Origin of the sequence: Methanosarcina barkeri 3, from assembly GCF_000970305.1 — an archaeon.
Taxonomy (GTDB): Archaea; Halobacteriota; Methanosarcinia; order Methanosarcinales; family Methanosarcinaceae; genus Methanosarcina; species Methanosarcina barkeri_A.
Map to the genome: position 1 here is coordinate 2139205 of NZ_CP009517.1, position 20835 is coordinate 2160039.

Consider the following 20835-nt stretch of genomic DNA (forward strand, 5'->3'; position numbering starts at 1 on the left):
CGAAGCAGAACCCGGGAAAGAAAATCCGATACCTTTAATACTTTATAACACTGCTTTGTTGTGATGTCCGCAGGCATACGCACATATATGGAGATTATAAGATACGGAAACTGCCTCATGGCAGGTTTTGCAGCCGTAATCGGAACATTGATAGCTTTTAATATCCTGGCTTCCAATGACCCCGGTTTTTATAGCCCTGAAAAATTTCCTTTCTTTTTTTCAGGTCTTGTGTTTATGGTCGTATTTTTGGTTGCAGGCGCAGGAAATGCCATTAATGACTATTTTGATGTCAGGATAGACTCAATCAATCGTCCAGATAGGCCTATTCCATCAGGCAGGATGAAGTTAAAAGAAGCACTTTATTTTTCTTATATCCTGTTTACCCTCGGGACTCTTCTGGCTTTCTCAATCAACCCAATTTGCGGGTTAATTGCACTATTTAATTCCCTTCTACTCATCTTCTACGCAAAAACTCTCAAAGGCACTCCTCTATTAGGAAACCTGAGCATAGGCTACCTTACCGGCTCAAGCTTTTTATTCGGAGCCTCGGTTTTTGGGCTTGAAGGACTCAAAGACCTTTTTATACTCTTCCTGCTTGCAGCCCTTGCGATTACTGCCAGGGAAATTGTAAAGGATATTGAGGACATGGAAGGGGATAAAATTGAAGGAGCAGATACTCTGCCTCTTCGAGTAGGAGCAAAAAAAGCAAGCTACCTTGCAGTGCTTATAGGGTTTCTGGCAGTATTTTTGAGCCCTCTCCCTTATGTTCTGTCAGTACTTGGCCTGCGTTATCTTTACCTTATCCTTCTGGCAGATCTGGGGTTTCTTGCAGCAATCTACCAGCTTCTTGCTCGCAACAATCCTACCAGATCTTCAAAAATGTTCAAGATTGCAATGTTCTTTGCGCTTATTGCTTTTATCGCCGGGGTATAAATTTCTCCGGAAAAACCTCTTTTCAACATACAGGACATTTTCCTGCAACAAGTTCCATGGAGAAGGCCTGTATATTCTCAAGCTCTTTTTCCATTACCTCAGCCACTTCTTTTTCAACCTCACTCGCAGACCCTTTCTTCATTATAAGCTGGGCAGTTGCAATCTGAGGCTGGTCGATTGGAGTTCCTATTTCACTCAAAAGCCAGACATAAACTTCGGAAATGTCAGGCACCTCGCTGTAGATATGCGCTGCGATCCTGTGGGAAAGAAGGTTGTAAACTTTTCCTGTATGGCTTACAGGGTTTTTACCTGCGGCAGCTTCACTGCTAACAGGACGGTTTAATGGAATTATTCCGTTTACCCGGTTTCCACGCCCTACCTGTCCACCATCTGCATCCTCAGCAGAAGTGCCGGTTACAGTGGTATAAATCCCTTGCAGCCCCCTACCCGGAACGTCAAGAGTGTTCAAGGAGACTGTAGGTTTAAGACACATACAGGACTCAAGTTCAGCCCTTGCTTTTTCTGCAAATCCGGCAGTAAACTCTTCAATACGGTTATGCAGCTCGATTTTCTTCTTAAAGTATGCTTCTTCTGATTCAACAAACCTATCCACAAGCGGCATTGCAACAGTCAGATGTATGTCTTCCCTGTGCCTGAGCCCCATAACTTTTACATCTTCTCCGGATTCAGGATATTCCTTTTTGAACTTTCTCGAGTTCAGGTATCGCTCGCATTCGAAAACAAGCTTCTCGGTAGGACTGAGAGGAGCATATCCAACTGCTGCAGAAGTGTCATTTGCACCGAGAATTTCTTCTCCTCTGCTAAAGATATCCGTAAGTTCTGCAGAGCCTCTTTTTAGTTCAATCTGATAGATGAGATTTTCAGGGTCCACAAAGCGGAGGTTATCCTGGATCCATTGCTGTGAAGTACCGACTGCAAGCTCGGGAACGTCGATTTCTATCCCCTGAGCTTCAAAAGTGGCCCTATCCCCTATAATAAGTTTCATAGGGCTTACAACTCTACCTCCTCCCAATTTTCCTTCCACTTCCCCTGCAACGAGCATGCCTTTATCTATATTATAGTGCAGGATACTCCCGAAAGTCTCAAGGTACTTCCGGCTCAGATTTACTGAAATTTGTTCCATTATGGCATCACAAATATAGTCCGGATGTCCTAGACCTTTTCGTTCTACAACCTCAACCCTCTGGCGGTAAACTTCGGGTGCTTTTAATTCTTCTATAACTATATTTCTCAAACTCTTACCCCCAATTCTTTAAAAGGCACAGTCCCCTTAAATGGCGTCTCCTAAAGTACAGTTACCCTTAAGGTATATTCTCCTTAAAAGCACGTTTAAAGGTACATTTTCTCTAAAAAGTACTATTAAAAGGCATGTTTTTTTAAAGGACACTATTAAAAGCACGATTCCTTAAAGGCATAAGTACTTTAAGGCTTGATAATAACCGATGTCTTATACTCCTCACTGAGACTTATAGTTCAATAGCACATCCTGAAGCTAATTCCCCTGATTTAACCTCAAGCCTTTTGCCTGACTAATCTCAAGCCTTTTGCCTGACTAATCTCAGCCTTTTGCCTGACTAATCTCAAGCCTCTGATCTGACTAATCTCAACCTTCTTGTCCGGTTAAGTGTCCAGAATTTACTATTGCTCAGGTTTTAATTTTGATTGTAATTTTTGATTGTAATAAAGGATTGAAAATTGAAGTTGTTAAATGAATTCAATTTCTCCCGATGGTCCTTCTTTACTTTTGTCTTTGTTTCCTGACTCTGGCTCATTTTCGTTTTCCGGAAGATGTTTCAGGTACTCCTGTATCATCATGGGAAAAACGTTTGCAGGTACAAAACGGACTCCAAGCTGTTCGGCCCACTTTTCAATCCCGTAATCACTTGCGATTACTGCAGCATCAAGCTCCTTGGCAAGAATGAGAACATCAATATCAGGAGCGCTATCAAGAATTCCATATCTAAGGGCAGCTCGATATTTATTTCGGAATTTGCCAATGATCCCCCCGATTACTTCCCTCTCAACCTCTTCCTTATACTCTTTTTTCTTATTTTGAGGATTTTCCATAAAGAGACATTCAGTAGCTGCCTCCCATATCGCATCCTCTGCTACTCCCATTCCCCGGTTAATTCTCTCCCGCATGTAAGCAACATACTCATGAAAGATCTGAGAAGTTACGCTAACTCTATACCTGTCAGGAGATTTTTTTACAAGCCAGGTATCTATTTTAGCCACAACCTCCCTGTCACAGCCGTTGCGGCTTGCAAATTCGTACATCTCTTTGTATACTGACGGATAAGGTACGTAACAGCTTATCCCGAAATGCAGACGAGCATCGGCTATCAGGTCAAGAATCGCTTTCATTCCCTCGCAAAGGGAAGCATAGCCCATAACCTCACGCGTCTGCAGGTCCGTTAATGCAGTAGTATCCAGCACAAATCTCTGCTTAAGCATTTTTTCGAACCCTTTTGAGTAATCTTCTTTATCGTCTTATGTATTGATCAAAGATGAATAAAGTTCTTTGTTTTATTCTCTTTATTTACCTGTATCTTAGTTTATTAGGAGAGCGACTTTTATTCTATTTGTTTAAACGACCTGCATTCTATTTACGTGACAATTTAGTTTTGATCACTTCTAACTTTCTTAGGATAATTAGTTATTTTCTTTCAGAGTATTTACTGTTTCTTTATTTCTCTACTGTTTTTGTGATCTACTTATTACACTTAGAAGAACATGTATTTTTTGATCAAAATCAATAACTGTATATAGTTTCAAGACCTATATTTCCATAGGGAAGTTTAAAACCAGAGACTAGAAAGCGGTTTAAAACGTATTTTGTAAAGTGTCTTCTAATGTTGTTTCGACTCAAATGCGAAAAGTATTTTCGGAACCACGTTGTAAAAAATATTTGCGTGTAATTTATATTATTTGCTTTTCCAGCTCTGGACCAATCTTCTCAGGTTGATATGCTGGTAAGCCAACGCCAGCAGGCAAAACGCAACTTAACAGTGTGAAGGACTGTGCCGAATTGGACATCTAAAAATAAAACGATTCGGTATGAGAATGGGTAATAAGCTGAAACTGGGGAATATGATTTGAGTGCAAACACGGAGACAGTGAAGCCTTGTGTATGCTCAGCACAAGGTTTGGTGAGAAACCCTCTGGACATAGGAGGCAGCACAATGAAAGAGTATTGTAACATTTGTGGCCGGGAACTTCTGGAAGATGTACTGGTTGTAGACACCAGCCTGGATATGAAACCAATAAAGTTCAAAGATGTTCAAGGGGATAAGTCCGATCTGATATGCATTGAGTGTGCAATTGACTCGGTTGAGAACCCACCTTTCGTATGTTCGAGATGCGGCCAGCCAATCGAATTTAACGAAAAGTTCTATGTGTTCAGGGAGGCAACTGCAAAACCGGGAGGCCCAAAAGTTGACTTTAAAGAAACATGTCTCGAGGATAAATACGTCTGCAGCACATGTTTTTGTGAGGTCATGAACCCTGAGGGTGAAGGCAAAAAAGTCTAAACGGAAAAACCCTATAAACTTCATTCCTCTTTAGAAACTTTTGAATCCTTGAACAAGGACGGGGTTCGGTTCCTGGAAAAATCTCGCCAAGATAACACAGAACTGAAGAACCAGTTCTGTCACCCACTTTTTAATTTTTCTTTACTTTATTGTCTTTCCTCTTTACTTCTATCGTCTTTCCTCTCTACTTCTATTGTCTTTCCTCTCTACTTCCATTGCCTTTCCCCTTTATTCCTTTTGTATTTCTTCTTTACTTGTTTAGAACTTCCCGCTTAGAACTTCTGGATAAAGAAGCGATTTAAGAGGCTTTTTAAGGGATTTTCTAAAGCAGCGTAAACTTTAATTTTACAAAGCATAAATATTAATCTTATAAAAATAGATAATATTGACATAATAAAAGCAATCTCATATACAAAATGCAATGAACTGAATAACTGATTTCGATAGGCCTTAAACTTGATTAATTTATTCTGTTAACTTGTTCATAACTTTGGGGGTAATTAATTGAACGGAAGCAATGTTATGGAAATTGGAGATATGACATGGGGAGAAGTAGTAGAAAGCTCTAAAAAGCCGGTTATTATAATGTTCTACAGCCCTACCTGCCCTTACTGCAAAGCTATGGAACCTTATTTTATGAACTATGCAAACGAATTCAAGAGTTCAGCCGTTTTTGCCCGCATGAACATTGAAACGAATCCCTGGACTGTTGAAAGGTTTGGAGTTCAGGGCACGCCTACTTTTAAGTTTTTCTGCCATGGAAGACCTGTATGGGAGCAAGTAGGCCAGGTTTATCCTTCCATATTGAAAACTGCGGTTGAAGATATGATTAACTCCGGGGAAGAGTGCATAAGAAAAAGCACTCCAATTGGCCAGGATATCACAGGATATGCTTAAATCAACCTGATTGAAAAATGAGATATTATTCACCCTTTTGCATTCTAGCAGATATTTTTTAACCTTTTGAACCCTCAAGTGAGGGTTCTCAAGCTTTTGAATTTTCCAGTCATAACTTTTCAGGATTTTTACTCATATAGCTTTTTATTTACAGGTCCATATTCATCAAAGGCTGTCCTGACTGGATTCTAGCTTGATGCTTTCAGTTACTAGTCCGATATCAAACGAGTAATGGTTTTCAAGAGTGTGTAATAATTTTCAGGCAAGATTGTGCTCTAAGTCAATACTCTAAGTATTTTACGTGCACTTAAAGAAAGAACATGTAAAGAGAAAGTTTATCATATACTATGTATTTTCAGGTAACTCAATATCAGCTCAAAATAATCTAGAATTGATAATTTTCAAAGAGATAGTTCCCAAAGAGATAGTTTTCAAAGAGATAATTCTCAAAAGTAGGTCCTATCATACCTTTTCATGAGGGAAATCGAATGGATTGTAATACTCCAAACAAAAAACTTTCGACCCCAATCAAAGCTGCAAAGATCAGTCCCGACATGAGTGTTGACGAGCTTGTCAGGGAATACAAAGGCTGCGCCTTTGGAGCAGGCAGGCTGGCTGAGGCCGTAGATATTTATTATGAAATGCTGGCTTCCGAAAAAACCACTAAATTCTTCGGACTTGCAGGTGCCATGACTCCTGCAGGCATGAGAAACATTGTTGCAGATTTAATACGCGACGGCTACATCGACGTGCTTGTCACGACAGGAGCTAATATGGTGCACGACACTGTCGAGGCTCTGGGCCTTCACCATTATAAGGGCACGGACTGTACAAACGATATTCAGCTACGGAATGAATGTATTGACAGGATTTATGATGTTTATCTTCCGGACCAGCACTTTACAGATCTTGAGGAATTTTTACAGGGCGTTTACTCAGGTCTTCCTCAGGAAAAACTCTCTATCAGGCAGGTGCTTACCGAGATTGGAAAAAATCTTGATGATGATTCCTCTATCCTGAAAACCGCAGCAGAAGTAGGAGTGCCTGTATATTGCCCTGCCCTCCAGGACTCGGTAATAGGGCTTCAGGCCTGGCTGTACAAAGAAGGAAACCCTCTGCATGTGGATGCATTTGCTGATATGCATGAGTTTATGGAAATCTGCTATGCGGCTGAGAGTGCAGGTGCCCTGCTGCTTGGAGGAGGAGTTCCTAAAAATTATATTCTCCAGTCCATGCTTGTGACTCCTAAGTCCTTTGACTATGCAATTCAATTAACAATGGATCACCCTGAGACCGGAGGCCTGAGCGGGGCGACTCTTGACGAAGCCCAGTCCTGGGGAAAGGTAGGAGAAAACGCAAAATCAGTAACCGTGTATGCAGATGCTACTATTACTCTCCCGCTCATGGTTGCAGCTGTGCGTACACGCCTTCCAAAGAGGTGATTTTATGGAAAAGAAAAGCTGTATGATCCTTGCACTTGATGTTTCCGATAGGGAAGAAGCGCTCAAAATTGCAGAAGATGTCTCGGAATTCGTGGACGCTGTAAAGGTAGGCTACCCTCTAGTACTTGCTACCGGACTTGGAATTATCAGGGAACTTTCCGAGTTTGCTCCCATAATAGCCGATTTCAAGGTTGCCGATATTCCAAATACCAACCGCCTTATCTGCGAGCAGGTCTTTGAGGCAGGAGCCGATGCAGTTATTGTCCAGGGCTTTACAGGTCGGGACAGCCTTGATGCCTGTATTGAGGTCGCTTCCGAGTACGGGAAAGATGTGTTCGTGGTAAGCGAAATGAGCCACCCAGGAGGAGCCGAATTCCTCCAGCCCGTCGGAGAAACGATTGCAAGGATGGCAGCCCAAGCAGGAGCTTTCGGCCTTGTTGCCCCTGCAACCAGACCGGAAAGAGTGAAGGCGATAAGAGAAATTATAGGTGACAAACTCACCATCATCTCGCCTGGAGTCGGCGCCCAGGGAGGAAAAGCGTCTGATGTTATTGCCGCAGGCGCAGACTGGGTAATTGTAGGAAGAAGCATTTATAGAGCAGACTCCCCAAGAGAAGCTGCCAGGGAAATTGCTGCTGAGATCGAGGCCGGACCCAACGGAGAAAACTGAAAAACGTTTTTAAGGATATTTCAGGACATGTTTTATATTTAAAATGTTTTCTTTTTTCTGAAAGATATTTCTTATACTAACCGCATATATTATATGAATATCAATTGAGTGCCTGTGATGAAAAATTTCGCTGATTTCATGATGAGCCCTATGAGTTCTGAGGCACTAAAACTTAAGTTCAGTCCACACACTCGTGAGAGGTGTGATTCAAATGCACGGGTTCCGATCTGCGCTCATCTATGTTTATCCATGGCTTATTTATGATATATGGAATCGATACACACTTTTTGTACTATCCAATTTTTCGTAATCAAGATCTCTTTAATTTGGAGTTCAGATACTCCTTTAAAACTACGGCGTTATTAAAATCTTCATTTTTTGCGGCGTAGAGCAGGGTCAGGTCAGTTTCTTTCGCTTTATCTATGAGTTTCTGTACATACTCTTCTTTTAGCTCCAGTTCTTCAAGATAGCATTTCCTGAACTCTTCCCATTTCTCAGGATTATGTGAAAACAGTTTTCTAAGCTCGTCCCTAGGAGCTATCTCCTTTAACCACAGATCAATCCTGACTTCATTTTTTCGAAGCCCTCTGGGCCAAAGCCTGTCAACAAGTACCCTGAATCCGTCCTGGTCTGATGACTGTTCGTAAATCCTTTTCAGTCGAATCAACTACTTCCCCCCTTTTAATTATTAAAACATTTTATGAGTTCATTTATTCCTTTACTCATTTTTGACTTTCTGGATGGGCTCTAAGAGAAACATCAGCTTCTTGAGTTTCAAAAACTGGATTTGTGCTTTTCAACCAATTTCTCATATACTTCCAACGTTTTTTCCGCTATGGTTTTCCAGTTGTATTTCTGTTTAAGAAGATCGTTCCCTTTTTCTCCCATCCTGTTACGACCAAGCCCTTCAAGAATATAATTTAGACCCCAGGCAATAGAAGAGGGTTCTTTATAAGCAATAATGCCTGTTTTGAAGTTTTCCACAAGGGTAACTGCATCACTTGCGACTATCGGTTTACTTGCGTCCCAGGCTTCAAGTACGACAATTCCGAAAGGCTCGTTCCTACTAGGAATGCAAACAAGGTCACAGGCATTAAACCAGTCTATCACAGTATTATCCGGGGCATACCCAAGAAAGTTACAGGAATTACCGATCCCAAGTTTATGAGCTTGATATTCACAATGGGCGCGCATTTCCCCTTCTCCTATGAGTACAAACTGTGCATTCTTTTTTTTCAGAACCCTTGCCGCAGCTTCTATTAGCAGGTCAGGCCCTTTCTGATATGCCATCCTCCCAGTAAAAAGCACAACTGGAAGACACGGATGAATGCCATAATGCTTTTTTATATTCCCTGGATCGACTTCTCTTTTGATCTTTCCCACATTTATGCCGTTAGGAATTTTCCAGAGTTTGTAATCGGGAATTTTGTAAATTTGCTGAATTTCTTTTTTCAACATTGTCGAAGTAGTGATCACATCGGAGCATTCGTACCCTCCGAGCCATTCCCTACGCGAGATTTCCTTTGCCTCCCACCAGTCTCCATAACGATTTCCATTACGTCCCCATTCAGTGCTGTGAAAAGTCAGAACAAAGGGCAGCCCGAACTCGGCTTTTATTCTACAGAGAACATTTACAGGATGCCAGTCGTGCCCATGCAAGACGTCAAATTCACCTGCTTTCTCTCTTACATTCAGGAACCGATTGTACATATTTTCGCACATCATGTTCATCTGTTCCACTATCCCCCCAATTTGATCACAGGTAACTCTGTGATAGTGGACGCCAGTAATTATCTCATCATTATTTTCGTGGCCCCGTGTAAAAAGGTGAACTTCGTGTCCCTCAGCTGCAAGAGCTTCTGAAAGTTCGGATACATGGGGGGCAATTCCCCCAACACGTATGGAATACAAACTTTCCCAGGAAAACATTCCTATTCTAATTTTTTTCATAGGCTCACTTATCCCTTTTTGTCAAGGTGAGAGTCGAGGAACTAAATACCAAGCAGGATACTGTGTGCCTGGTGGAGTTTAACCCTGGCTCCCAGGTGAAGAAAAATTCCTTAACTGTTGCATCAGGCCGAGAAGGTTAGCCTCACCCCACAACTCGACAATCTTACCATCCTTAATACGGAAGACCTCTATACCAGTCATAGTTATTGGTTTTCCTGTGATTGGCAGACCCATAAAATCGCCTTTATGTATACCATGGGCTGTGAAGCGAGCAGCCACATTATCTCCTTCGGCAATCATATCTTCTATTGTAACATTAAGATGCTCGAAGGCTGCTCTGCATGAGGTGATTACTTCTTTTATTCCATTGATTCCTGAAGATACAGGAAGAGGAACATGAAGAGTGAAATCAGATGATAGCAGTTCATCAGCAATATTTAGATTTCCTTTAGAGGGCCCTTCCTCAAAGAATCGACGGACTATTGCTTTATTCTCTTCTGTAGACATATTTCTCCTCTATTGTTTTATTTATCCTGTTAGTGTGATTAAATCTTACAGCAAACGTGTGGATTCAGTTTGCCTCGGGACTTTAACAACAAGTACTCTAAAGACTCCATCTCCGGGATTCAAAAGGCGGTGGGGAACTTTTGCAGGACTTTCAATTAACGTATCCCTAATGACCTCCTGTTGTTCATCCCCAATCTCAACAATACCTTTTCCCTCAAGAATATAGAAAAAGACATCTGTTGGAGTGATATGCTTTTTTAAGGTTTCTCCTGGCTTGAGTTCTATGTGTACTGCTTGGGCATGTTCTGTATCATAAAGAGTCCGAACGCTTACATTGTGAGGATTTGGTTTTTCAGGTGAAGATTTCATCTCAACGACTTTCACTTTATTCCCTCTTTTTAACCATAATTTTTATGTTTTTCAGCATATTTTGATAATTTATGCTAGTGTTGCATCAATGTTTGTTGACGCAACACCAGGTTTTTTCTGAAGCTCACGCTTGATTCAGAAGCACTTTCATATCTGCTTCAACGGTTGTGTTTGCTCTGATATTGAAATTATCAACCAGCACTTTAAGAACGTTTGGAGATACACAAGCCGGAAGTGTTGGGCCTAGGGTGATGTTCTTTACTCCAAGACTCAGAAGGGCAAGCAGAACAAGCACGGCTTTTTGCTCATACCATGCTATATTGTAGGAAACAGGGAGATCATTTATGTCCTTGAGACCGAAAGCTTCTGCAAGTTTCTGGGCTATTACTACAAGAGAGTATGAGTCATTACACTGACCTGCATCGATTACTCTTGGGATTCCTCCTATATCTCCAAGATCCAGTTTGTTGTAGCGGTATTTTGCACAGCCGGCTGTCAGGATTACTGTGTCTTTTGGCAGGGCTTTTGCAAAATCTGTATAGTAAGCTCTTTCCTTATGTCTGCCGTCACAGCCTGCCATAACTATAAACCTGCTGATTGCTCCACTTTTTACGGCATCTATTATCTTATCTGCAACAGAAAGGGCTGCTTCATGTGCGAAACCTCCAACTATTGTTCCACTTTCCAGTTGCTCGGGAGGATTGCTCATTTTTGCCTGTTCTATAAGAGGAGTAAAGTCCTTTGTGCCATCTTCTTTTTCGTATATATGGGTAAGCCCTTCAAAGCCAACTACTCCTGTAGTATAGATCCTGTTTCTGTATGACTCTCTTGGAGGGATTATGCAGTTTGTTGTTAGCAGGATGGGGCCGTTGAACTTTTCGAACTCTTCATTTTGCCTCCACCAGGCATTTCCGTAATTACCTACAAAATTGTCATATTTCTTAAAGGCAGGATAAGAGTTTGCAGGCAGCATCTCGCCGTGGGTATAAATATCAATTCCTGTGCCTTTCGTTTGTTCAAGGAGCTGTTCGAGATCTCGCAGGTCGTGCCCACTGATAAGGATTCCTGGCCGGTCTCTTACGCCTATGTTAACTACTGTTGGTTCAGGGTTTCCATATGTTTCTGTATTTGCTTTGTCAAGTAGAGCAAGAGTTAAGACACCTTTCTGGCCACACTCCAGGACAAGGCCTGTGAGAGCTTCTACTCCTAAGCTATCGTCTGTTGTTGCAACCAGTCCTTTTTCTATAAACTCAAAGATTGCTTCATCTTTATATCCCAGAATATAGGCATGGTGTGCATAAGCGGCCATTCCCTTCATTCCATAGGTCAGAAGTTCTCTAAGGGATCGGATATCTTCATCTGCAGTTGAGTGAACAGCAACATCCAAACTTCCTATGTTTTCAGGGGTAACTGTAGCCACTGCAGGCAGGTCTTTTTCGGCATCTGTTATTCCTGAAGGAAGCTTTGTCTTAATGCTGTCTCTGAGCTCAAATCCTTTCTTTATATAGGATTCTATTTCCTTCTTGTCAAAATTAGTGTTAGTGAGAGTGGCAAAGAAGCCGTCAAGAATAAAACGATCTGTTGCTTCTTCATTTAGACCTGCATCCCTTGCTTTAAGATTATAAAAAGAGATGCTTTTGAGAACATAGATTAATCTGTCCTGAAGATCTGCAACTTCCCCTTTCTTGCCGCATACTCCATTTTTCGTGCAACCTATTGACTTAAAAGTTTCTTGACATTGATTACAAAACATATTTTATCACCTTTAAAACTGTTATTCAGTTTACTCCCAGTTTTTTCATCCTGTCATATATGACGATTCAGTTTCTTAATCATTGAGGTGTAGTGTAATATAGTTGTAGAATGTATCTGTAAAAAATACAATAGGGAACTATTTTCTATACGATAGTGGCTCATATATAGGAGACAGTTTCGATATGGGTACCTTAATAATAAAAATTCAATTTCACAAGGTAGAGCTGGGATTTTGTTTTCTAGGCTGCAAACAGTAGAGATTTTTCTTTTTGTTGACACTTCATTCCGTCTTCAACAGTTTCCCTTATGACATTCGATCTTGTGCAGGATAGTAGCCCCGGGTAAAGGATATTTCCCCGAGCAGTCGGTACAGGGATAGAAATTCCACGTTTCGGGTTCGGATTACAAATAACAATCTATAAGGAAAACCGAATCATTAACAATTTTTATATACATCAATAATAATGCCTTTTCAACAAGTGACCTTATATGAGTGAGAAAAAAATAGATGAGTCTTTACTCAAAAGTAAAGGATTTCTGCCTCAGAGGCAGGAAAACATGGTTTCAATGCGGGTTAGAGCTACTGGTGGCAGGATTGACGCAGAAAAGCTGCGTGCAATTGCTGATGCTGCCGAGAAATACGGACATGGATATATCCACATAACTTCAAGGCAGGGAATTGAGATTCCTTTTGTCAAACTCGAAGAGGCTGAAGAAGCAAGTTCTGAACTTGAGAAGAAGGGAGTTTTGAGAGGCTCGTCTGGAAAGCGAGTAAGAGCAGTAGTTGCCTGCCAGGGAAATGAGGTTTGCAGGTTTGGGTTGATCGACTGCCAGCAAATAGCAAACAGGATAACTGAAAAATATGTAGGAGAAACTGTTCCCAAAAAACTCAAGATTGCAGTAACTGGCTGTCCATCGGCTTGCGTAAAACCCCAGGATACCGATTTTGGAGTAATGGGTACGACAAAACCACAACTTATCTCAGAAAACTGTGTTGGCTGCAAGCGCTGTGAAAAAGCATGTAAAATGGAAGCAATAAAGGTTCTCGATGATAAAGCCAGCATAGATAGGGAAAAGTGCATCCTTTGCGGGTTATGTATAGCAGCCTGCAGGAAAGATGCGCTGAGGGCGGAAAAAACCGGATGCACAATCTTTGTCGGAGGTAAGCTGGGAAGGAAGCCTGGGCATGGGACAAAGCTTCTTGAACTTGCTGACGAGGGGCAGCTATTTTCGATTCTAGAAAAAACCTTTGAGTATTACAGGAGAGAAGGCCTTGACGGAGAAAGGTTAGGAGATCTCTTTGACAGGCTGGGATTTGAAAAATACAGGAAAGAAGTTCTTCCCTGAAATTTCTGAGGTTTTTCCGGTAGCACTGATGAACTTATAATACTCCACCAGAGTATTGACTTTGATTCTGTAAATATTAAATTATTTTCAATGTATGTCGAGAATTTCAGTCATTATTTGACTTTTTGGGTATACTCTGAACCATAAATTAACCTACATCTGTATTAAAATAATTAGATGTTTGAGGCACTCAATTTCCGTTTCTTATGAGTTCTGAGGCACGAAAATTATCCCACTTATGATTGAGGGTAAAAACTAAGAGATGTTTAGAAGAAGTAGTGCCTGAATTCCTGAGCTATCAAAGAAAAGATCAAAACATGTGCAATTATATACTAAAACTTTATAGCTATTTATGGGGATTCGCTCACCCCCATAACACCCCACATACAAGCTCAAAGAGAGTCTTTCCAGACCGTTACTCTCCCATGAGTAACTTTTAATTTCCATTTAAAAAACGGAAATTTTTTAACGTTGGATCCATTTTTGATTTTTATATCATCCCTTTCTGGACGCAGTTAGGTCTCTATCATTACTCTATATAATCTTCTTAATCTTCTGGATTCCATTCTGTCTCTTTTTTCTACTTTTGTAATTTCTACTTTTCTTGTTTCCATTTTTTGTATTTTATATTTTTTGTTTTCACCTCTATTTCTTTTTTCTAATTTTTCTTTTTTCCCTCCGTTCTCTCTCCTTTCACTACTATTGAGGCAAGAAAATGTTTAAAGGAAGTGTTTTTAATTCAGCATGATAAATTACTGAGACAGGTGAACTGGATATGAAAATAGCAGTGTGCGGAAAAGGAGGAAGCGGAAAGAGTACGATTTCGGCGCTCCTGGCAAAGGAAATGGCAAAAAATAAAAACGTGCTTGTGCTCGATACTGATGAGTCCAATTACGGGCTGCACAGCCAGCTAGGAATGGCAGCTCCCAAGGACCTTATGGAGTACTTCGGAGGAAAAACAGGCTTTAAGGAAAAACAAAGGGCTGCTCCTAAAAAAACTCAGTTCTGGGGGCTTGCAGCTAATGGGAGTACTTCAGGTCAGCCAGCGCAGCAGTCACGCTTTTTTAATAAGAGATGGAGTTTTTCCGACCTTCCACCGGAGTTTGTGGAGGAAAAAGCCGGAGTCAAGCTGATGGCAGTTGGTAAAATTCATAATTTCGGAGAGGGCTGCGCCTGTCCAATGGGAATTTTGACAAGGGAATTTCTTGAAAACCTTGACCTGGGTAAAAATGATATCGTAATCGTGGATACGGAAGCGGGTACCGAGCATTTTGGGCGTGGAGTTGATAAAGACTTCGACCTGATTCTCGTTGTTATTGATCCTTCCTATGAGTCACTCAGGCTTTCAAAAAAATTTGATGAATTTGGTTCTCAGTGCGGATGCAGGGTTTACTTTGTGCTTAATAAGGTTGAACCGGATATAAAGGAAGAGATGCTGGCGTCGGTAAATTGCGTGAATGTCGTAGCTGAAATTCCGGAAAGAAGAGAAATATTTAAAGCGTCCCTTAAAGGCGAAGAACTTGATTTCGAGCTGGACGAAATCAAAAAGCTTGCGGACTTTCTTGAAAAAAGTTAAATTGTTTTTCATGAGCTGGGTAGTACCGGGCAGTGAGCGAACTTTTACCAGCTTTTAAATCTAGTTTTTGTTCTATCAAAAACTGTAAACTTTCATCGTTTCTCTTTTTTCTGCAGGTTAACTGATCGTACAAGAGGAGAACTTCAGGTCACTTATCCGAAAGTATATTATTGATCGTGTTATTTGATAATGTAAAAGTCCTGGTTTCGGACAGCAGATAAGGTTTGCCTGGTTGTCTTTATGAAACCTCAGATTTACTGTCATCAATCGATTAGATTGTCTAAGTTTGCTTATACGAATCAATAAGAATATATTTAATCTGTTATCGTAACGTTATTTTTCCTGTTTAAATACTGGAGACAATAATTATGACAATGCGTGAGTACATGCTTGGAAACGTAGCAATTGCCCGCGGGCTTCTTGAAGGCGGCGTGCAGGTTGTTGCAGGCTATCCCGGAACTCCGTCTTCGGAAATTATAGATACGCTTGCAGCCCGAAAGGACCTGGATTACCATATTGAATGGTCGGTTAATGAAAAGGTTGCAATGGAGGTTGCAGTCGGAGCTGCCTGGACAGGCGTTCGTTCTGTGGTGACAATGAAACATGTCGGGCTAAACGTTGCAGCCGATCCTTTTATGACTCTTGCGTATGCAGGAACAAAGGGCGGATTGATTGCAATTGTTGCTGATGACCCATCATGCCACTCCTCCCAGAATGAGCAGGATACAAGGCGTTATGCCCAGTTTGCCCTTGTGCCCTGTTTTGATCCCTCAACCCCACAGGAAGCAAAGGACATGCTTCCCTATGCTTTTGAGTTTTCCGAAAAGTTTGAAGTTCCTGTGATCTTCAGGCCTACAACCCGGATTTCACATGGAAAGTCAGATATTGAGCTTGGAGAGATGCCCGTAGAAAAAACGGCTCCTAATTTTGAAAAACTTCTGGACCGCTGGGTCATGCTTCCAAAAAATGCACGTCTGCGCCATACTCATCTCCTTTCTATCCAGCAGCCAATTGAGGACGCACTCGCCGAATCTCCCTGGAATTCACTTGAGCTGAAACCCGATGCAAAATTCGGAGTAATAGGTGCAGGTATCGCTTCAGTGTATGCAAAAGAAGCACTTGTAGAGCTCGGACTTGAAGTTTCTTACCTTAAAATCGGAACGTATCCGGTACCGAGAAAACTGATTCTGGAGCTACTTGAAACCGTAGATACCGTACTTGTTTTCGAGGAACTTGAGCCTATTGTGGAAGAACAGGTAAAGATGATTGCACAGGAAGCCGGGCTTGAAGTTTCGGTGCTTGGGAAAACTAACGGTTTTGTGCCAAGGGAAGGTGAACTGGATGTGAGTGCCTTCCTTGAGGCTCTTAAGAAAACCTTCGACCTTGAGACCGAAACTGAAACATCAGGCACAGCTCTTGAGCTTGCTCCTCGCCCGCCTGCTCTCTGTGCAGGTTGTTCTCACAGGGCAACTTTCTATTCAATGAAAAAGGTCTTTGGAAAGGATGCAATTTACCCCAGCGACATTGGTTGTTACACCCTCGGAATCCAGAACGGGACTGTTGAGACCACACTCTGCATGGGTTCAAGCATCAGTGTTGCCTCAGGGCTTTACCATGCAGGGGAAAAAAGACCGATCTGCTGTTCCATAGGGGATTCAACCTTTTTCCACTCAGGCATGAACTCACTCCTGAATGCAATTGTCAATAAAGCAAATATCACGGTCACTATTCTTGACAACCGCATTACAGCCATGACCGGACACCAGCCAAATCCCGGCGTTGGGTATACGGCAACAGGAGAGCCAACCGTACAGGTATCACTTGAAGAGCTCTGCAAAGCAATGGGTGCAGAATTCGTATCGGTTGTCGATCCTTACCGGCTTGAAGAAACCCAGGAAGCTTTTAAGGCAGCAAAGGAATTCGAAGGCGTAGCTGTGGTCATTACCAGACAGCCCTGCGTAATTTCAGGAAAAAGAGTTGGTATACGTCGGACTCCATATCTTGTTGACCCTGAAAAGTGTGAAGGCTGCAAGCAGTGTGTTAAGTTCGGCTGTCCTGCAATTGAGTTCAATGAGAAAAACAAATGTGCCGTAATTACGTCCCTTTGCAGCGGGTGCGGGGTCTGTGCCCAGATCTGCAAGTTTGATGCTATTTTGGAGGTGAAGCGATGAGCCAGGCTGAGCAAAAGAAATTAGACCTCCTTATTACAGGAGTCGGAGGGCAGGGTGCAATTCTTGCTTCGGATATTATAGGAAAAGCCGCAGTTACTACCGGGATACCTATCCGGGCTGCGGAAACCCACGGAATGGCCCAGCGAGGAGGTTCGGTTGTAAACCATATTCGGATTGGAAATGACTACGGTTCCATGATCCCGAAAAAAGGTGCAGACCTTCTGCTTGCCCTTGAGCCGATGGAAGCGGTCAGGTACCTGGATTTCCTGAAGGATGGTGGAGTTGTTATAGTGAATACGCAACCTATAATTCCTGTAACTGTTACTTCAGGCCTTACGAAATATCCGGAAGTCCCGGACATTCTTGAATTTCTTTCCGAAAAGTATATTGTTAAAGCCTTCAATGCTGATGAACTGGCATACGAAGCCGGAAGCAGGCTTGCAATGAATGTCGTGATGGTTGGAGCAGTTTCAGGCTATCTGCCGATTCCGAAAGAAATTATGCTTGAGAGTGTTAAAGCCCTTGTGCCGCAGAAAACAATTGAAGTGAATCTCAGGGCTTTTGAAGCGGGAAGGCAAAAAGTAGAGGAAAGCTAAATCTTTCCTTTTACTCTTTGCAGCGAAGGGCTTTTACTTATATAAAGTGAAAAAATCGCTTATATCGTATTTTATGTCACCAGGCAGGTATGTTAATTGAACAGACATTCCTTTCTAAAGGTCCCTTATACCAAAATATGTGTATAGTGAAAAACAATAATATGCCAGTGTAAAACCAAATAATACGCCAATATAGCAATTTTTGGAAAATTCTGACAACTGATATTGTAAAGGAGAAAAATGATTGTCTGACCTTAATAGATATATTTTAAGACAAAACTTTTTTATACTATTATAGTATTGTATTTTTGAACATAATATTATTTTTATGATTTCATAGCGTTTGTAATCAGATATCTTTACATTTCGAAACAGATATCTTTACATTTCGAAAAAGGACTTAATCAGTAGAGGGTGTTAGTATGTTACTTAGTAGTATTTCATCCAGTATGGTTTCTAGTATGGTTTCCTCAAGTGCTGCTTCAAGTGCAATTTCTATGGTGACAACTCCCGGACTTCCACATTATGGGGCTGTAGTAATTATTGGGCTTATATCTCTCCTTTCTCTAAAAGAAATTACTTCAGCATCTGAAAAATGGAATAAGAATCTTAACATTTCTTTTAATCAAGCAATTATTCCTTTGTTTCTATGCTTTATGGGAATTGTCTATTTCAAGATTAATGCGATTGTCTGACTGCACGTTTTACAGAACATATTCTGAGTGTTCTGTTCATGCACTAATTTTAAAAAAGTTTCTACTTTTTTGTTTTTACTTTTCCTGAGAACTTGATTCAACTTAAGTTTAAAATACAATTTTTGTTTTTCCAGATGACCTAATGCTTCAAATTTGCGTGAAAAAAGTTATAAATTTAAAATCTTAACTCAGAAATTTTAACCCAATTTCTACAGTAAAATTTCAAATTTCATAATAATCGTTATCAGGAAAAATACTGACTTCACATATACGGAAAATCATATATGCTCCTAAAAAGTGGAAGCCAGGTTAAAGTAAGTGATAATTTAAAAGTAATACGCTTAATCCGGCTCCTGGAAGTTGTGATAGTACTAAAAAATATGACACGTAGAAGGGTGCCTGAAAATTGATTTTTAATCAACTTTAATAATTTCAGAACCCTTTCCAACCACTCAGGTAATAGGGCAGAAATCCGAAAAGGAAGATATTAATAAAGCCGTGCATAACTGCGACAAATGGCAGACTCCTTGTTTTATAGAACATAAAACCTATGACAAGTCCTACAAAACTTGTGTATAAAATTTCATAGAAGGTACCGTATCCCGAGTGCATGGAACCGAAAAGAAAAGCTGTAATTACAAGTGCCACTCTGATATCGAACGCCTCTTCAAGTCTTGTTTGGAGGAATGACCTGAAAATAAGTTCTTCGGTTAAGCCCACAAAAAAGACCATTATAATGGTGAGTTTAAGCAGGTTTTCGGTAGAAAGGTCAGGGATCAGGTAGCCTGGTTTGATGACCAGGTATTCTGCGAGCCCAAACAAAAAACCAAGTGGGATAGAAAGAGTAACATAAGCTAGCAGGTTATTTGAAGTAAGTCCGATCTTATCAAGGGACTGCCGTTGATGCATTACTATAATTGCAAGAGGGACTAGAAGAGGACCATAGACAAAAACGAAGGCATAAAGGGTAGTTGAAAAAAACACAGGCATAGAAAGATTTACCAACCTCAGAATCGGAAGAAGCATTAATGCCTCATAAATTCGGTATACTTTGAGATCCTTTATAACTAAATTGGAAAGAGAAAATGCGATCAAAATTACGACATGCATCCCTATTCCAAGCTCTACTCGGCCCAAAAAGATAAGAAGTTCGGCAACGACTATGCACACGACAGGTATTGCAGTAAAAAGCCTGATTCTTGTGGCCTCGTACTCATCCTGGTATAATTTTCCAAGCCCCAATTTTTTCCAGACATTATGAGAATAGGGAGCTTGCGGAGGCCTTTCCATCATTTCTTGCTCTTTTGAAGCCATACGGCGGTACATCAAAAGAATCAGAAGTGCAGCCCCGAACCCTCCTAAAATATAACCAAGATCGACATATTGTTCGATTCTCTGGAAAGGACCTGAACTCTCATTAGATAAAACAAATTTAAAAAATCCCGGTTCTCCAGTGTTGCTAGGTACCAGTTTCAAAACAGGCTCTGTCTGTGATGAGGAGGAATTATTCAAGTCACTACAATATGCAGGAGAAACTGCCAGTAAAGCCAGACTCAGCAATGAAATAATTATTATAAAATTCAGCTTTTTTTGTTTTGTATGAATAATTGTGTTTTTCATTGAAACTCCTTCTTTCATTCAGGGCCACTTCACATCTGTTTGCAGATCTGTCTAATCTTCCACAATATCTTATTGTGAATAATATATAAAGTTTCGTATATAGTTTATTACTTTAGATGAAGACACTAATTTTTTGAAATAAATTTTAAACGCTTAAACAGGCTTAGATTATTTAAAACAAGCATTATATACTTAAATCAAAAAACTGAAAAAATTAAACTTAAAGACCCCATCCACATTGAGAAAGCTGTCCAATTATTACTACAAATAAGAAACAAGTTATTTCTTTTTCAATATAAAGGTGTTAAATGATTCCTTTTCGTACTTTTTTGACCCTCAATATAAAAATGTTAAATGATTCCTTTTCTTAATCTTTTGACCCTCAATATAAAGATGTTAAATGATTCCTTTTCTTAATCTTTTGACCCTGAAACTGATAACCGAACATCCTTAAAGGATTGAGTATGCATTAGGCGTTACGTAGTTTAGTTTTTTCAATAGAGATTCTATGGGATCGGCAGATAGGTTACATTTCTCGAGTTAATTTTTCCAGGAGTATTTTTTCATCCTTTCCTGTAAGAGATATAGAGAGCTAAAAAGGAAATCACGATACAAGTCTAATTACTCAGGTCTACTAAGAAACTCAGGATAAAATATAGATGCCTGCAGACTGAATACAGAATCAATTAGTTCTAATGATCTTGTTTTCATAATTATGATCTTGTTTTCTGAAATTCTCATATTACTTATCCTGGA

General features: G+C 40.6%; 19 protein-coding genes. 11 read left to right on the forward strand and 8 right to left on the reverse strand.

The annotated features are described in order from the left end of the window. The first annotated feature begins 63 nt into the window (after positions 1–63). Positions 64–933, forward strand: coding sequence for a geranylgeranylglycerol-phosphate geranylgeranyltransferase (locus MSBR3_RS08555; RefSeq protein ID WP_048107539.1), 870 nt, complete (start codon positions 64–66; stop codon positions 931–933). A gap of 22 nt (positions 934–955) precedes the next feature. Here MSBR3_RS08555 and MSBR3_RS08560 read toward each other — a convergent pair whose 3' ends face one another. Beyond that, positions 956–2188, reverse strand: a complete 1233-nt coding sequence (locus tag MSBR3_RS08560; RefSeq protein WP_048107540.1) for a methionine adenosyltransferase — start codon at positions 2186–2188, stop codon at positions 956–958. Between the two features lie 470 nt (positions 2189–2658). Further along, positions 2659–3408, reverse strand: coding sequence for an RNA ligase partner protein (locus MSBR3_RS08565; protein ID WP_048107541.1), 750 nt, complete (start codon positions 3406–3408; stop codon positions 2659–2661). Positions 3409–4136: 728 nt separating this feature from the next. Between MSBR3_RS08565 and MSBR3_RS08570 the strand changes: the two genes are divergently transcribed. The 5 genes from MSBR3_RS08570 to MSBR3_RS20210 all read left to right on the forward strand — a co-directional run bounded on the left by MSBR3_RS08570 (position 4137) and on the right by MSBR3_RS20210 (position 7757). Next, positions 4137–4484 (forward strand): hypothetical protein, encoded by a 348-nt coding sequence (locus tag MSBR3_RS08570; RefSeq protein WP_048110238.1) that lies wholly within the window; start codon positions 4137–4139, stop codon positions 4482–4484. 504 nt (positions 4485–4988) lie between these two features. After that, a complete protein-coding gene (locus MSBR3_RS08575) occupies positions 4989–5381 on the forward strand; it encodes a thioredoxin family protein (RefSeq protein WP_048107542.1) in 393 nt (130 codons plus the stop codon). A gap of 488 nt (positions 5382–5869) precedes the next feature. Further along, the gene (locus tag MSBR3_RS08580; RefSeq protein ID WP_048107543.1) at positions 5870–6823 is read left to right on the forward strand and encodes a deoxyhypusine synthase; all 954 of its coding nucleotides are present in this window, start codon (positions 5870–5872) and stop codon (positions 6821–6823) included. A gap of 4 nt (positions 6824–6827) precedes the next feature. Next, the gene (pyrF, locus tag MSBR3_RS08585; RefSeq protein WP_048107544.1) at positions 6828–7493 is read left to right on the forward strand and encodes an orotidine-5'-phosphate decarboxylase; all 666 of its coding nucleotides are present in this window, start codon (positions 6828–6830) and stop codon (positions 7491–7493) included. Between the two features lie 117 nt (positions 7494–7610). Further along, positions 7611–7757 (forward strand): hypothetical protein, encoded by a 147-nt coding sequence (locus MSBR3_RS20210; protein ID WP_155396769.1) that lies wholly within the window; start codon positions 7611–7613, stop codon positions 7755–7757. 46 nt (positions 7758–7803) lie between these two features. Here the strand turns inward: MSBR3_RS20210 and MSBR3_RS08590 are convergent, their stop codons facing one another. From MSBR3_RS08590 to hcp, 5 genes are all read right to left on the reverse strand, one after another. Beyond that, positions 7804–8160, reverse strand: coding sequence for a DUF488 domain-containing protein (locus MSBR3_RS08590; protein ID WP_048107545.1), 357 nt, complete (start codon positions 8158–8160; stop codon positions 7804–7806). 107 nt (positions 8161–8267) lie between these two features. Next, entirely contained in the window at positions 8268–9443 is a 1176-nt protein-coding gene (locus MSBR3_RS08595; RefSeq protein ID WP_048107546.1) for a glycosyltransferase family 4 protein, read from the reverse strand. 78 nt (positions 9444–9521) lie between these two features. Then, the gene (locus MSBR3_RS08600; RefSeq protein WP_048107547.1) at positions 9522–9950 is read right to left on the reverse strand and encodes an ester cyclase; all 429 of its coding nucleotides are present in this window, start codon (positions 9948–9950) and stop codon (positions 9522–9524) included. Positions 9951–9995: 45 nt separating this feature from the next. After that, positions 9996–10334, reverse strand: a complete 339-nt coding sequence (locus tag MSBR3_RS08605; protein ID WP_048107548.1) for a cupin domain-containing protein — start codon at positions 10332–10334, stop codon at positions 9996–9998. 109 nt (positions 10335–10443) lie between these two features. After that, on the reverse strand, positions 10444–12072 hold the full coding sequence (gene hcp / locus MSBR3_RS08610) for a hydroxylamine reductase (protein WP_048107549.1): 1629 nt from the start codon (positions 12070–12072) through the stop codon (positions 10444–10446). Between the two features lie 491 nt (positions 12073–12563). On the opposite strand from hcp, the gene MSBR3_RS08615 reads away from it, so the two are divergent. The 5 genes from MSBR3_RS08615 (at position 12564) to MSBR3_RS08635 (ending at position 18459) form a co-directional block, all read left to right on the forward strand. Further along, positions 12564–13421 (forward strand): 4Fe-4S binding protein, encoded by an 858-nt coding sequence (locus MSBR3_RS08615; protein WP_048107550.1) that lies wholly within the window; start codon positions 12564–12566, stop codon positions 13419–13421. 775 nt (positions 13422–14196) lie between these two features. Beyond that, positions 14197–14997 (forward strand): ATP-binding protein, encoded by an 801-nt coding sequence (locus tag MSBR3_RS08620; RefSeq protein ID WP_048107551.1) that lies wholly within the window; start codon positions 14197–14199, stop codon positions 14995–14997. A gap of 368 nt (positions 14998–15365) precedes the next feature. Then, positions 15366–17168, forward strand: coding sequence for an indolepyruvate ferredoxin oxidoreductase subunit alpha (gene iorA / locus MSBR3_RS08625; protein ID WP_048107552.1), 1803 nt, complete (start codon positions 15366–15368; stop codon positions 17166–17168). Then, complete coding sequence (locus MSBR3_RS08630) at positions 17165–17764, forward strand: indolepyruvate oxidoreductase subunit beta (protein WP_048107553.1); 600 nt, start codon at positions 17165–17167, stop codon at positions 17762–17764. Before iorA ends, MSBR3_RS08630 begins: the two co-directional genes overlap by 4 nt. A 422-nt stretch (positions 17765–18186) precedes the next feature. Next, positions 18187–18459: a hypothetical protein gene (locus MSBR3_RS08635; protein WP_048107554.1), complete on the forward strand. Its 273-nt coding sequence runs from the start codon at positions 18187–18189 to the stop codon at positions 18457–18459. A 432-nt stretch (positions 18460–18891) separates the two neighbouring features. On the opposite strand, the gene MSBR3_RS08640 is transcribed toward MSBR3_RS08635, so the two are convergent. Then, positions 18892–20079: a CPBP family intramembrane glutamic endopeptidase gene (locus MSBR3_RS08640; RefSeq protein ID WP_230627986.1), complete on the reverse strand. Its 1188-nt coding sequence runs from the start codon at positions 20077–20079 to the stop codon at positions 18892–18894. Between the last annotated feature and the right edge of the window lie 756 nt (positions 20080–20835).

What these genes read in the sequence shown, in the direction of transcription:
- MSBR3_RS08555 (WP_048107539.1), top strand. Translation starts at nt 64, where the DNA reads ATGTCCGCAGGCATACGCACATATATGGAGATTATAAGATACGGAAAC.
- MSBR3_RS08565 (WP_048107541.1), bottom strand. Translation starts at nt 3,408, where the DNA reads ATGCTTAAGCAGAGATTTGTGCTGGATACTACTGCATTAACGGACCTG.
- MSBR3_RS08570 (WP_048110238.1), top strand. Translation starts at nt 4,137, where the DNA reads ATGAAAGAGTATTGTAACATTTGTGGCCGGGAACTTCTGGAAGATGTA.
- MSBR3_RS08580 (WP_048107543.1), top strand. Translation starts at nt 5,870, where the DNA reads ATGGATTGTAATACTCCAAACAAAAAACTTTCGACCCCAATCAAAGCT.
- pyrF (WP_048107544.1), top strand. Translation starts at nt 6,828, where the DNA reads ATGGAAAAGAAAAGCTGTATGATCCTTGCACTTGATGTTTCCGATAGG.
- MSBR3_RS20210 (WP_155396769.1), top strand. Translation starts at nt 7,611, where the DNA reads ATGAAAAATTTCGCTGATTTCATGATGAGCCCTATGAGTTCTGAGGCA.
- MSBR3_RS08595 (WP_048107546.1), bottom strand. Translation starts at nt 9,443, where the DNA reads ATGAAAAAAATTAGAATAGGAATGTTTTCCTGGGAAAGTTTGTATTCC.
- MSBR3_RS08600 (WP_048107547.1), bottom strand. Translation starts at nt 9,950, where the DNA reads ATGTCTACAGAAGAGAATAAAGCAATAGTCCGTCGATTCTTTGAGGAA.
- hcp (WP_048107549.1), bottom strand. Translation starts at nt 12,072, where the DNA reads ATGTTTTGTAATCAATGTCAAGAAACTTTTAAGTCAATAGGTTGCACG.
- MSBR3_RS08615 (WP_048107550.1), top strand. Translation starts at nt 12,564, where the DNA reads ATGAGTGAGAAAAAAATAGATGAGTCTTTACTCAAAAGTAAAGGATTT.
- MSBR3_RS08620 (WP_048107551.1), top strand. Translation starts at nt 14,197, where the DNA reads ATGAAAATAGCAGTGTGCGGAAAAGGAGGAAGCGGAAAGAGTACGATT.
- iorA (WP_048107552.1), top strand. Translation starts at nt 15,366, where the DNA reads ATGACAATGCGTGAGTACATGCTTGGAAACGTAGCAATTGCCCGCGGG.
- MSBR3_RS08630 (WP_048107553.1), top strand. Translation starts at nt 17,165, where the DNA reads ATGAGCCAGGCTGAGCAAAAGAAATTAGACCTCCTTATTACAGGAGTC.
- MSBR3_RS08635 (WP_048107554.1), top strand. Translation starts at nt 18,187, where the DNA reads ATGTTACTTAGTAGTATTTCATCCAGTATGGTTTCTAGTATGGTTTCC.
- MSBR3_RS08640 (WP_230627986.1), bottom strand. Translation starts at nt 20,079, where the DNA reads ATGAAAAACACAATTATTCATACAAAACAAAAAAAGCTGAATTTTATA.